Source organism: Pseudomonas moorei, from assembly GCF_042846945.1.
Taxonomy (GTDB): domain Bacteria; phylum Pseudomonadota; class Gammaproteobacteria; order Pseudomonadales; family Pseudomonadaceae; genus Aquipseudomonas; species Aquipseudomonas moorei.
Window position 1 is genome coordinate 429206 of record NZ_AP035776.1, and the last position, 12836, is coordinate 442041.

A 12836-nucleotide genomic window follows, 5' to 3' on the forward strand; every position below is an offset into this window, starting at 1 on the left:
CTCGTGTCTTACGCGCGAAAACAATGATAAACAAACTGTGGGAGCGGGCTTGCCCGCGATGGCGGAATGTCAGGCACTCATCGCGAGCAAGCTCGCTCCCACAGGTTCCGGTGGCAACTGGAGTCGCCCCGTAATGCCTCAGAGCGCTTTGACGGAAATGATTTCCACGTCAAAGGTCAGCGTCTTGCCTGCCAGCGGGTGATTGAAGTCGATGGTCACTTGCGTGTCGTCGAACTCTTTCACCACACCTGGCAATTCAGTATTGGCCGCATCGTTGAAGATCACCAGCAAGCCTGGAGACAGCTCCATGTCCTGGAACTGCGAGCGCGGAATGACCTGTACGTTTTGCGGATTGGGCTGGCCAAAGGCGTTTTCCGGCTCGATGCTCAGATTACGCTTGTCGCCTGCCTTGAAACCGAACAATGCCGCCTCGAAACCTGGCAACAGGTTGCCGTCACCGACCTTGAAGGTCGCCGGGGCCTTATCGAAGGTGCTGTCCACCGTATCGCCATTCTCCAGGCGCAATGCGAAATGCAAGGTGACTTCCGTGTTCTGGCCGATGCGTTGCTCAGCCAATACCTGTTCAGTCATGAACGGCTTCTCCGGTCTTCTTACTTTTGAACATATCCAGTGCCAGCATCACGGCACCGACGGTAATTGCACTGTCGGCAAAGTTGAACGCCGGGAAATACCAGCGGTTCTGCCAATGCACCAGGATGAAATCGATCACATGCCCCAGGGCAATGCGGTCATACAGATTGCCCAACGCACCACCGAGCACCAGCGCCAGGGCGATGGCCAGCCAGGTTTCGTTACGTCCCAGGCGTTTGAGCCAGACCACCAGCACCGCACTGACCACCACAGCGATCAATGCAAACAGCCAGCGCTGCCAACCGGAGCTGTCAGCCAGGAAGCTGAACGCCGCGCCAGTGTTGTAGGCCAGGGTCCAGCTGAAGTAATCGGGAATCACCACGATTTGCTGGTACATCGCAAGCTTGCCTTCAAAGTAGAACTTGCTGGCCTGGTCGATGACCAGGACCAGCAAACTCAACCAGAGCCAGCTCAGCCGTCCGAAACGGCCAACGGCATTAGGCATAGTGGCGAACCTCGCCAGCGCCGCTGATATTGTCGACGCAACGACCGCAGATCTCCGGATGCTCCGGATTCACGCCGACGTCTTCACGGCAGTGCCAGCAACGGGCGCACTTGGCGAAGGCCGACTTGACGATTTTCAACTTCAAGCCGCTCACTTCGGTGACCACGGCATCGGCCGGAGCCTGCACGAATGGTGCGACGCTGGCGGTGGAGGTGATCAGCACAAAACGCAGTTCATTGCTCAGTTTGGCCAGGTCAGCGCTTAGTGCGTCTTCGGCGAACAGCGTCACTTCGGCCTGCAGGTTGCCACCAACGGCTTTCGCCGCACGCTGGATTTCCATCTCTTTGTTGACCGCAACCTTCACTTCCATGATGCGATCCCAGTAGGCGCGACCGAGCTCGAAACCTTCCGGCAGTTCGCTCAGGCCTTCGTACCAGGTATTGAGCATCACCGATTCGTTGCGCTCACCCGGCAGGTATTGCCACAGTTCGTCAGCGGTGAACGCCAGGATCGGCGCGATCCAGCGCACCAGCGCTTCAGAGATGTGGAACAGCGCGGTCTGGCAAGAACGACGGGCCTTGCTGTCGGCGCCTGTGGTGTACTGGCGGTCCTTGATGATGTCCAGGTAGAAACCGCCCAGCTCCTGCACGCAGAAGTTGTGGATCTTGGAGTAGACGTTCCAGAAGCGGTATTCGCCGTAGTGCTCTTGCAACTCACGCTGCAGCAGCAAGGTGCGATCCACGGCCCAACGGTCCAGGGCCAGCATTTCTTCGGCTGGCAGCAGGTCGGTGGCCGGGTTGAAGCCGGTCAGGTTCGAGAGCAGGAAACGCGCGGTGTTACGAATACGCCGGTAGGCGTCCGCACTGCGCTGCAGGATCTGCTCGGATACCGCCATTTCGCCCGAGTAATCGGTAGACGCAACCCACAGACGCATGATGTCGGCGCCCAAGGTGTCGTTGACTTTCTGCGGTGCGATCACGTTGCCCAGGGACTTGGACATTTTGCGACCGGACTCGTCGACGGTGAAACCGTGGGTCAACAGCTCGCGGTACGGCGCGTGGTTATCGATGGCGCAACCGGTCAGCAGCGACGAGTGGAACCAGCCGCGGTGCTGGTCCGAACCTTCCAGGTACAGGTCGGCGCGTGGACCGTTTTCATGGCCCATCGGGTGCGAACCGCGCAGGACGTGCCAATGGGTGGTGCCCGAGTCGAACCAGACGTCCAGGGTGTCGCTGATCTTGTCGTACTGCGGCGCTTCGTCACCGAGCAACTCGGCGGCGTCCAGCTTGAACCAGGCCTCGATGCCTTCGACTTCGACGCGTTTGGCGACTTCTTCCATCAGTTCGACGGTACGTGGGTGCAGCTCACCGCTTTCCTTGTTCAGGAAGAACGGGATCGGCACGCCCCAGTTGCGCTGACGGGAGATACACCAGTCCGGACGGTTGGCGATCATCGAGTGCAGGCGCGCCTGACCCCAGGCCGGAACGAACTTGGTGTCTTCAATGGCTTTGAGCGAGCGCTGGCGCAGGGTATCGCCGGTGGCCGGCTGCTTGTCCATACCGATGAACCACTGCGCGGTGGCGCGGTAGATCAGCGGGGTCTTGTGGCGCCAGCAGTGCATGTAGCTGTGTTCGATAACAGTGGTGTGCAGCAGCGCACCGACTTCGGTCAGCTTGTCGACGATGGCCGGGTTGGCCTTCCAGATGAACTGGCCGCCGAAGAACTCCAGCGAAGTCGCGTAGACGCCGTTGCTTTGTACCGGGTTGAGGATGTCGTCATTGACCATGCCGTATTTCTTGCAGGTCACGAAGTCGTCGACGCCGTAGGCCGGTGCGGAGTGAACCACGCCGGTGCCGGCGCCCAATTCCACGTACTCGGCCAGATAAACCGGCGACAGGCGGTCGTAGAACGGGTGACGGAAGTTGATCAGCTCAAGGGCGGAACCGGTGGCGGTGGCAATCACCGAGCCTTCCAGCGAGTAGCGCGCCAGGCACGACTCGACCAGCTCTTCAGCCAGCACCAGCAATTTGTCGCCGACGTCGACCAGGGCGTAGTTGAATTCCGGGTGAACATTCAGCGCCTGGTTGGCCGGAATGGTCCACGGGGTGGTGGTCCAGATCACGATCGAAGCCGGTTTGGCCAGCGATGACAGACCGAACGCGGCAGCCAGCTTGGCTTCATCGGCAATCGGGAAGGCCACGTCGATGGTCGAGGACTTCTTGTTCTCGTACTCGACTTCCGCTTCGGCCAGGGCCGAGCCGCAATCAAAGCACCAGTTCACAGGCTTGAGGCCCTTGAACACGAAACCGCCCTTGACGATTTCAGCCAGGGCGCGGATCTCACCGGCCTCGTTCTTGAAGTCCATGGTCTTGTATGGGTTGGCGAAATCGCCCAACACGCCCAGACGGATGAATTCGGATTTCTGGCCTTCGATCTGCTCGGTGGCGTAGGCACGGCAGAGTTCGCGGGTCTTGTCCGCGCCCAGGTTCTTGCCGTGGGTCACTTCGACTTTGTGCTCGATCGGCAGACCGTGGCAGTCCCAGCCCGGAACATAAGGCGCGTCGAAGCCCGACAGGGTCTTCGAACGGATGATCATGTCCTTGAGAATCTTGTTCAGCGCATGACCGATGTGAATCGTGCCGTTGGCGTACGGAGGACCGTCGTGCAGTACGAACTTCGGACGATCCTTGCCAATCTCGCGCAACTTTCCGTACAGGCCAATACTGTCCCAGCGCTGCAGAATCTGCGGTTCGCGCTGTGGCAGGCCGGCCTTCATTGGGAAGGCGGTGTCCGGAAGGTTTAGCGTGGCTTTATAGTCGGTCATTTAAGGCTCTTCATTAGCGATTGGCGCTAGGTGCGACAGGGCACGGGCGGCGGCGACATCCGCATTGATCGCCGTCTTAAGCGCCTCCAGAGAGGCGAAACGCTGCTCTTCACGCAGCTTTTGGTGGAAAACCACCGTCATACGCCGGTCATACAGATCGCCGGCAAAATCTAAAAGATGTACTTCGAGGTGGGCTTTGCCATCTCCCTGGACCGTAGGTCGAACGCCGATGTTGGCGACGCCGGGCCAGGTCTTGCCGTCGAGATCGACGCTGACCAGGTAGACCCCGGTAAACGGCACGCGACGGCGCTTGAGTTGAATGTTGGCCGTTGGCGTACCCAACTGACGCGCCAGTTTCTGGCCATGCAGCACGCGACCGGCAATCCGGTACGGGCGACCGAGCAGACGTTCGGCAAGGGCAAAATCAGCAGCAGCCAGCGCATTACGCACCTGTGTGCTGCTGACCCGGATACCGTCAAGCTCGACAGTCTGCGCCGCTTCGACGGTAAAACCCTGCATGACGCCGGCCTGTTGCAGGAAATCGAAGTCGCCTACCCGGTCACAGCCGAAACGGAAGTCGTCGCCGACTTCAAGATGCTGCACGCCCAGGCCATCCACCAGAATGGTGTCGACGAACTCGCTGGCGCTGAGCTTGCTCAGACGCTGGTTGAAGGCGAGACACAAGACCCGGTCAACGCCTTCGGCAGCGAGCAGTTGCAGTTTGTCGCGCAGACGGGCCAGACGGGCCGGCGCCGTATCCGGCGCGAAAAACTCGCGCGGCTGCGGCTCGAAAATCACCACGCAGCTGGGCACGCCCAACTCCAGCGCACGCTCACGCAGTCGCGCCAGGATAGCCTGGTGACCACGATGTACACCGTCAAAGTTGCCTATAGTGGCGACACAGCCCCGATGCTGGGGGCGCAGATTGTGGAGGCCTCGAACCAGCTGCATAACGCGCTTCTTGCTCATAAAGTGGTCGATTATAACCACACCCGGCGGCCGACGACAGGCAACACCGTATCCCAAAGTGATCAAGCCGACAAAAACGTCGGCCCGACCATGTTTACCGAGGCCCAGGCCTCAGCTCAATGCCTTGCGATTGAAGTCGCGCAAGCGGAAACCCATCAACACTAACATGCCGAAATACGCCACCACACCAGCGACCACCAATGCCCCCAGGCGCAGAAACCGTTCGAGCATATGCCCTTGATCCCAGGCCGGCATGAAGTGCATCGCCCCCAACAGCACCCCTGACATCACCGCCACCGCGATCACCAGCTTCAGGCCGAACTTGGCCCAGCCCGGTTGCGGCTGGTACATCTGCTGCTTGCGCAGTTGATAGAACAACAGCCCGGCATTGATACAGGCACCGGCACTGATGGCGAGCGCGAGACCAGCGTGAGCCAACGGACCGATCAACATGAGGTTGAACAGCTGAGTGACGATCAGGGTAAAAATTGCGATCTTTACCGGCGTGCGGATGTTCTGTTGCGCATAAAAGCCCGGCGCCAGAACTTTAATCACAATAATGCCGAGCAACCCGACCGAATAGGCGATCAGCGCGCGCTGGGTCATGGCAGCATCAAACGCATTGAATTGACCGTACTGGAACAGCGAAACCGTCAACGGCTCGGCCAGAATCCCCAACGCCAGGGAGCAAGGCAGCACCAACACGAAGCACAGCCGCAGGCCCCAGTCGAGGATTCGCGAATATTCATGGCGATCCTTGTTGGCGTAGGTCTTCGCCAAGGTCGGCAGCAGAATCGTACCCAATGCCACGCCTAGCACACCGGAGGGCAACTCCATCAAACGGTCGGCGTAGTACATCCAGGACACGGAACCGGCGACCAGGAACGAAGCAAAAATGGTGTTGATGATCAGCGAGATCTGACTCACGGACACCCCGAGAATCGCCGGCAGCATCTGTTTCATGACTCGCCAGACGCCGGTATCACGCAGATTCAGGCGCGGCAGCACCAGCATTCCGATTTTTTTCAGGTGCGGCAGTTGATACAGCAACTGCGCCAGCCCCCCGGCCAGTACCGCCCAGCCGAGCGCCATCACCGGCGGATCGAAGTACGGCGTCAGGAACACCGCAAAGATGATCATGCTGACGTTCAGCAGGGTCGGCACAAAGGCCGGCACCGAAAAGCGGTTCCAGGTGTTGAGGATCGCGCCCGCCAGCGAGGACAGGGAAATCAGCAAAATGTAGGGAAAGGTCACCCGCAGCAAACTGGAAGTCAGCTCGAATTTTTCCGGCGTATTGGTAAAACCCGGCGCAGTCACCCAGATGACCCACGGCGCGGCAATCATCCCCAACGCGGTCACCAGGGCCAGCACCAGCGTCAGCAGACCCGAGACGTAAGCAATGAACGTTCGCGTCGCCTCCTCGCCCTTCTGGCTTTTATATTCGGCAAGAATCGGCACAAAAGCCTGGGAGAACGCGCCCTCCGCGAAGATACGCCGCAACAGATTGGGCAATTTGAAGGCAATGAAGAAGGCGTCGGTCGCCATTCCCGCGCCAAAAATACGTGCAATGAGGGTGTCACGAACGAAGCCCAGGATCCGGGAAAGCATCGTGATAGAGCTGACGGCGGCCAACGATTTGAGCAGATTCATTGAAAGAGTTTGTGCCTGTCGATAAACAGCAGGCGAACTACGCGCCTACTTATGCGATACTCCGCGCCGCAACAGCACAGAGCCAAAGCTCGCGAGTTTACAGGTCAAGCGCCGGAAATAAATATCCCGCCACTTCATACCTACCACTTAGCGGAACGTTTCAAGCGCCCTTGACAAGACTTCTCTTCATCGGCATGATTCGCGGCCTATTTTGTTTGCTATTTCCTAAAAAGTCTTTCGAGGAGCTCGACGGTGGCCAACTCACCTTCCGCCAAAAAACGTGCAAAACAGGCTGAGAAGCGTCGCAGCCACAACGCCAGCCTGCGTTCCATGGTTCGTACCTACATCAAGAATGTAGTTAAGGCCATCGACGCAAAAGACGCTGCTAAAGCACAAGCTGCTTACGTTCTGGCTGTGCCAGTTATCGACCGCATGGCCGATAAAGGCATCATCCACAAGAACAAGGCTGCTCGTCATAAGAGCCGCCTGAATGGCCACGTCAAGGCCCTGAACGTTGCCGCTGCTGCCTAAGCGACACGCTCATTAAAAAACCGACCTCAGGGTCGGTTTTTTATTGTCTGCGATTTGATGAATTCGACGCTTTAAAAAATGCGGGAGCGGGCTTGCCCGCCCCCACAGTTTGATTTGCGTGGAATTACTGGGCGTGCGTCCAAGGAAGAATCGGAATCGCTGTAACGGCATTCTGCGGACTACCCTCGATCAAGCGATCGCTGTAAACCAGATACACCAGCGTATTGCGCTTCTTGTCGAGGAAACGCACCACCTGCATGGTCTTGAAGACCAGCGAAGTGCGCTCCTTGAAGACCTCGTCGCCATCCTTCAGCTCACCTTTGAAGCTGATCGGCCCGACCTGCCGACACGCAATCGAGGCCTCGGCGCGATCCTCGGCCAATCCAAGACCGCCTTTCACACCGCCAGTCTTGGCACGGGACAAGTAGCAGGTCACACCATCGACCTTGGGATCATCAAATGCCTCGACCACAATCCGGTCATTGGGCCCTACGAACTTGAACACCGTCGACACCTGACCGATTTCCTCGGCCGAAGCCAATAACGGCATCGCCAACAACAATCCCAACAATCCTTTTGCCACGCGCATTCAGGTATTCCTTCAGACCAGAATCAGGTTATCGCGGTGAACCAGCTCCGGCTCCGCCATGTAACCCAATAGACCGACAATCGCCTCGGACGACTGACCGATGATTTTTTGTGCTTCCAGTGCACTGTAGTTAGCCAGGCCACGGGCGATTTCACGACCGTCCGGCGCCACGCACACCACCATCTCGCCGCGACGGAAGCTGCCCTGAACCAGCTTGACCCCGACTGGCAGCAAGCTCTTGTTGCCCTGGGACAAAGCCGTCACCGCCCCTTCATCCAACACCAATGTGCCACGGGTCTGCAGATGCCCAGCCAGCCACTGCTTGCGCGCCGCCAGCATGCCGCGCTCAGGCGAAAGCAAGGTACCGATGCGCTCACCCGCCTTCAGACGATCCAGCACGCGCTCAAGGCGCCCGCCAACGATGATCGTATGGGCACCGGAACGCGCCGCCAGACGCGCCGCGCGCAATTTGGTCTGCATGCCGCCGCGCCCCAGCGCACCACCGGTACCACCCGCCACTGCATCAAGCGCCGGATCATCGGCACGCGCCTCGTAAATCAACTGGGCATCGGGATTGTTGCGCGGGTCGGCGTCAAACATGCCATCGCGATCGGTCAGGATCACCAGCAGATCCGCCTCGACCAGGTTGGCGACCAGCGCCGCCAACGTATCGTTGTCGCCGAAACGGATTTCGTCGGTCACCACGGTGTCATTCTCGTTGATCACCGGAATAACCTTCAGCTCCACCAGCGCACGCAAGGTACTGCGGGCATTCAGGTAGCGCTTGCGGTCGGACAGGTCGTCGTGGGTCAGGAGAATCTGCGCAGTGTGCCGGCCATGCTTGGCGAAGCTCGATTCCCAGGCCTGCACCAGCCCCATCTGGCCGATTGCGGCGGCAGCCTGAAGCTCGTGCATTGCACTGGGTCGCGCCGTCCAGCCCAGACGGCTCATGCCGGCCGCCACGGCCCCGGAGGACACCAGCACCAGCTCGACTCCAGCCTCATGCAAGGCCACCATCTGCTCAACCCAGACACCCATTGCCGCGCGATCCAGGCCCTTGCCGTCCGCCGTCAGCAAAGCGCTGCCGATCTTCACGACCCAACGCCGCGCACCTGTCACCTTGCTCCGCATCATCTTCAACCTTAGCTTGAGGGCAGCGCGACCTGGCACCGCCCATGACGTTATTCGTGGCTATTCGCGACCAACCGATTTCCAGATACCAAAACGCCGCTCAATTGAGCGGCGCTTAAGTTTATCGCAACGGATCAGTCACGCACGTAAATGATTTCCGGACCGTCTTCGTCATCCACGTCTTCTTCGTCCCAATCATCGTCGCCGATGTCGTGGACCGACTTCACGCCGCTGCGACGCAGGGCACGCTGATCGTCCAGCGCTTGCAACTGGGCACGCGCCTCATCTTCGATGCGCTGATCGAGGTCGGCCAACTCTTCCTTGTAGGCCGGATCGTTAGCCAGACGATCGGCACGATCCTCCAGATAACGCATGATGTCGTGGCACAAGCGCTCGGTGTTCTGCTTGGCGATGGCCGAGATCACATAGACCGGACCGGTCCACTCCAGGCGATCAACGATTTCCTTGACGCGCGCATCATGCTCTTCTTCAAGAATCTGGTCGCACTTGTTCAGGATCAACCAACGATCACGCTCTGCCAGGGACGGGCTGAACTTGGTCAGCTCGTTAACGATGACTTCAGCGGCGTCTGGAGCACTGGTGTCATCCAGCGGCGCCATGTCGACGAGGTGCAGCAACAAACGGGTACGCGACAAGTGCTTGAGGAAGCGAATCCCCAGACCAGCACCATCGGAAGCACCTTCGATCAGACCCGGAATGTCCGCGACCACGAAGCTCTTCCAGCGGTCAACACTGACCACACCGAGGTTTGGCACCAGCGTGGTGAACGGGTAGTCGGCAACTTTCGGCTTGGCCGCCGAGACCGAACGAATAAAGGTACTTTTGCCAGCGTTCGGCAAGCCCAGCAGCCCCACGTCCGCCAGCACTTTCATTTCCAGCTTGAGATCACGCTGCTCGCCCGGCTTGCCCGGCGTCGTCTGGCGTGGCGCACGGTTGGTACTGGATTTGAAGCGCGTGTTACCCAGACCGTGCCAGCCACCATGGGCCACCAGCAGCTTCTGACCAGCCTTGGTCAGGTCGCCAATCACTTCCTGGGTTGCGGAATCGATCACGGTGGTGCCGACCGGAACGCGCAGAACCAGATCCTCGCCCTTCTTGCCGGTGCAATCGGTGCTGCCGCCGTTGGAGCCACGCTCGGCATCGAAGTGCCGGGTATAACGGTAATCCACCAGGGTATTGAGGTTTTCGTCGGCGATCATGTAGACCGAGCCGCCATCACCACCATCACCACCGTTCGGACCACCGTTCTCGATGAATTTCTCGCGCCGGAAACTCATGCAACCGTTACCGCCGTCGCCGGCCTTTACTCGAATCGATACTTCATCAACAAACTTCATAACACAACGCCTCTCGCCATACGGACGAGCCGAAAAACACTAAGACATAAGACTCTTGCAAAAATGAGCGCAGCGACCTCAATCAACGACCGCAAAAACCAGCGCCGGCAGCCCATACAAACAGTTTTGCAAGAGACTCACCCCACAAACGAAAAAGCCCCGTCGCGAGACAGGGCTTTTCCAGCGATCGCGCAATTAAGCTGCGACTACGCTCACGTAACGACGACCGAAGGCGCCTTTTACTTCGAACTTGATCACGCCTTCGACTTTAGCGAAGAGAGTGTGATCTTTACCCATGCCAACGCCGTAGCCAGCGTGGAATTGGGTGCCGCGCTGACGCACGATGATGTTGCCTGCTTTGATAGCCTGGCCGCCATACATCTTCACGCCAAGGCGTTTGGCTTCTGAGTCGCGACCGTTACGGGTACTACCACCAGCTTTTTTGTGTGCCATGAGTTCAATTCTCCTAGTGAGGAATTAGGCTGTAATTAAGCCTGAATACCGGTGATTTTGATCTCGGTGTACCACTGGCGGTGGCCCATACGCTTCATGTGGTGCTTACGGCGACGGAACTTGATGATGCGGACTTTATCGTGACGACCTTGGGAGATCACTTCAGCCACAACGGTAGCGCCAGCAACAACTGGAGCGCCGATATTCACGTCGTCACCGTTGGCAACCAACAGAACGCGATCAAAGGTAACGGATTCGCCGGTAGCGACTTCCAGTTTTTCGATCTTCAGGTATTCACCTGGGGCGACTTTGTACTGCTTGCCGCCAGTAACGATTACTGCATAAGACATGGTATTTCTCCGATAATCCTGCTCACCCAGCTCTTTATAAGAAGAGGTATTGGCTGGCATGGCTGCATAGGGCTGGAAGGCCCGATTGCAATTGCGTAAGGCAGGTGCTGCCCAGGAAGTTCAGGGTGCGCGATTGTACGCAAGGCACGAGCGCCTTGCAATAGGCCGTCCATCGCGCCTTGACACCTGCCGACGTGGGTCCTAGCATGCCGCGCAACCCTTCTGGAGCAACTGTCGCTGATGCAACCCCAAGCTTTTTACCGCGCGGTGGCGGACGATTTTAGCGCCGTCGACGGCATCATCAAGAAGCAGCTGACTTCCCGAGTGCCGCTGGTATCGAAAATCGGCGATTACATCACCTCGGCCGGCGGCAAACGCCTTCGTCCTTTATTAGTGCTTCTGTGCGGCAAGGCCCTGGGTCGCGAAGGCGATGACCTGCGCCTGCTGGCAGCCACCATCGAATTCCTGCACACCGCGACCCTGCTGCACGACGACGTGGTCGACATGTCCGGCATGCGCCGTGGCCGCTCGACCGCCAACGCCATGTGGGGCAATGCTCCCAGCGTGCTGGTGGGCGACTTCCTGTATTCGCGCTCCTTCGAAATGATGGTCGAGCTGGGCTCCATGCCAGTGATGAAGATCCTCTCGCAAGCCACCCGCATCATCGCCGAAGGCGAAGTGCTGCAGCTGTCCAAGGTCCGTGACGCCAGCACCACCGAAGAAATCTACATGGAAGTCATCCGTGGCAAGACCGCGATGCTCTTCGAGGCCTCGACCCACAGCGCCGCAGCCCTGTGCGGAGCCACGCCGGAGCAGGCCGAAGCCATGCGCACGTTCGGCGATCACCTGGGGGTAGCCTTCCAGTTGGTCGACGACCTGCTGGACTACAAGGGCGATGCAGAAGCCCTGGGCAAGAACGTCGGTGACGATCTGGCCGAAGGCAAGCCGACCCTGCCACTGATCTACACCATGCGCGAAGGCACGCCGGAACAGGCGGCACTCGTGCGCAAGGCGATCCAGAAAGGCGGTATCGAAGACCTGGAAAGCATCCGCGAAGCGGTGGAAGCCTCGGGCTCCCTGGAATACACCGCGCAACTGGCTCGCGATTACGTGGCCCGCGCGATCAAATGCCTTGAGGCGCTGCCTGCCAGCGAGTACCGCGATGCCCTGGTCGAGCTGAGTGAGTTTGCGGTCGCCCGCACGCACTGACACCACTGCAAAATACTGTGGGAGCGAGCTTGCTCGCGATAGCGTCCTTTCAGACAACAACAATGTTGAATGTAAGTACCGAATCGCGAGCAAGCTCGCTCCCACGAGTTTGTTCCCCCACAGGTTTTCCTGCGCTGTGCCCTCTCCCGCCTAAAACCCTATACAATGTGCGCTTTTTAGCGATCCTGAATCCAAAGGAGCCTTAGTGAGCACGTTGCCACCCTGCCCGAAATGCAATTCCGAATACACCTACGAAGACGGCGCCCAGCTGATTTGCCCCGAGTGCGCCCACGAATGGTCCGCCAGCGGTGAAGCCGAAGCCACGTCCGATGACACCGTCAAAAAGGATTCGGTCGGCAATGTCCTGCAGGACGGCGACACCATCACCGTGATCAAGGACCTCAAGGTCAAGGGCACGTCCCTGGTGGTCAAGGTCGGCACCAAGGTCAAGAACATCCGCCTGTGCGATGGCGATCACGACATCGACTGCAAGATCGATGGTATCGGCCCGATGAAACTCAAATCCGAGTTCGTCAGAAAAGTCTGATTGCGCTGTATTCCATCCCGCGCCCAGCGTGGGATGGTGCTTCGCCCTCCCCCGTCCCTCCCTCTCTGGCAATGGCCAGACGCCAGCCGTGTTGACTTGCGCACTCTTTGCCCGGGAAAAACCACAATC

At 58.9% G+C, this 12836-nt stretch carries 14 protein-coding genes; 4 read left to right on the plus strand and 10 right to left on the minus strand.

The features are described from left to right. Positions 1 to 138: 138 nt before the first annotated feature. From fkpB to ribF, 4 genes are read right to left on the minus strand one after another with little or no spacing between them, the layout of a single operon-like run. The gene (gene fkpB, locus ACGJAX_RS02090) at positions 139 to 576 is read right to left on the minus strand and encodes an FKBP-type peptidyl-prolyl cis-trans isomerase (RefSeq protein ID WP_174552507.1); all 438 of its coding nucleotides are present in this window, start codon (positions 574 to 576) and stop codon (positions 139 to 141) included. A gap of 7 nt (positions 577 to 583) precedes the next feature. Next, complete coding sequence (gene lspA, locus ACGJAX_RS02095) at positions 584 to 1096, minus strand: signal peptidase II (RefSeq protein ID WP_090325278.1); 513 nt, start codon at positions 1094 to 1096, stop codon at positions 584 to 586. Further along, positions 1089 to 3920 (minus strand): isoleucine--tRNA ligase, encoded by a 2832-nt coding sequence (gene ileS / locus ACGJAX_RS02100; protein WP_248915572.1) that lies wholly within the window; start codon positions 3918 to 3920, stop codon positions 1089 to 1091. Before ileS ends, lspA begins: the two co-directional genes overlap by 8 nt. Beyond that, positions 3921 to 4871, minus strand: coding sequence for a bifunctional riboflavin kinase/FAD synthetase (ribF, locus tag ACGJAX_RS02105; RefSeq protein WP_008058292.1), 951 nt, complete (start codon positions 4869 to 4871; stop codon positions 3921 to 3923). Here ribF and ACGJAX_RS02110 point away from each other — a divergent pair. Then, a complete protein-coding gene (locus tag ACGJAX_RS02110) occupies positions 4788 to 5054 on the plus strand; it encodes a hypothetical protein (protein ID WP_247254717.1) in 267 nt (88 codons plus the stop codon). The genes ribF and ACGJAX_RS02110 overlap by 84 nt on opposite strands. Here the strand turns inward: ACGJAX_RS02110 and murJ are convergent. Beyond that, positions 5001 to 6539, minus strand: coding sequence for a murein biosynthesis integral membrane protein MurJ (murJ, locus tag ACGJAX_RS02115; protein ID WP_248915573.1), 1539 nt, complete (start codon positions 6537 to 6539; stop codon positions 5001 to 5003). The genes ACGJAX_RS02110 and murJ overlap by 54 nt on opposite strands. A gap of 252 nt (positions 6540 to 6791) precedes the next feature. Here murJ and rpsT point away from each other — a divergent pair, with 252 nt between their 5' ends. Continuing rightward, on the plus strand, positions 6792 to 7070 hold the full coding sequence (rpsT, locus tag ACGJAX_RS02120) for a 30S ribosomal protein S20 (RefSeq protein WP_007970922.1): 279 nt from the start codon (positions 6792 to 6794) through the stop codon (positions 7068 to 7070). A 124-nt stretch (positions 7071 to 7194) separates the two neighbouring features. Here rpsT and ACGJAX_RS02125 read toward each other — a convergent pair whose 3' ends face one another. From ACGJAX_RS02125 to rplU, 5 genes are all read right to left on the minus strand, one after another. After that, entirely contained in the window at positions 7195 to 7659 is a 465-nt protein-coding gene (locus ACGJAX_RS02125; RefSeq protein WP_390957308.1) for a CreA family protein, read from the minus strand. A gap of 12 nt (positions 7660 to 7671) precedes the next feature. Next, positions 7672 to 8790 (minus strand): glutamate 5-kinase, encoded by a 1119-nt coding sequence (gene proB, locus ACGJAX_RS02130; protein WP_390959790.1) that lies wholly within the window; start codon positions 8788 to 8790, stop codon positions 7672 to 7674. 134 nt (positions 8791 to 8924) lie between these two features. Beyond that, positions 8925 to 10148 (minus strand): Obg family GTPase CgtA, encoded by a 1224-nt coding sequence (gene cgtA / locus ACGJAX_RS02135; RefSeq protein WP_077047081.1) that lies wholly within the window; start codon positions 10146 to 10148, stop codon positions 8925 to 8927. A gap of 195 nt (positions 10149 to 10343) precedes the next feature. After that, entirely contained in the window at positions 10344 to 10601 is a 258-nt protein-coding gene (rpmA, locus tag ACGJAX_RS02140) for a 50S ribosomal protein L27 (protein ID WP_003281574.1), read from the minus strand. Positions 10602 to 10636: 35 nt separating this feature from the next. After that, positions 10637 to 10951 (minus strand): 50S ribosomal protein L21, encoded by a 315-nt coding sequence (gene rplU / locus ACGJAX_RS02145; protein ID WP_007950961.1) that lies wholly within the window; start codon positions 10949 to 10951, stop codon positions 10637 to 10639. 240 nt (positions 10952 to 11191) lie between these two features. On the opposite strand from rplU, the gene ACGJAX_RS02150 reads away from it, so the two are divergent. Both ACGJAX_RS02150 and ACGJAX_RS02155 read left to right on the plus strand, forming a co-directional pair. Beyond that, positions 11192 to 12160, plus strand: a complete 969-nt coding sequence (locus tag ACGJAX_RS02150) for a polyprenyl synthetase family protein (RefSeq protein ID WP_090325291.1) — start codon at positions 11192 to 11194, stop codon at positions 12158 to 12160. A gap of 205 nt (positions 12161 to 12365) precedes the next feature. Continuing rightward, positions 12366 to 12707 (plus strand): zinc ribbon domain-containing protein YjdM, encoded by a 342-nt coding sequence (locus ACGJAX_RS02155; RefSeq protein WP_090325292.1) that lies wholly within the window; start codon positions 12366 to 12368, stop codon positions 12705 to 12707. Positions 12708 to 12836 lie beyond the last annotated feature (129 nt).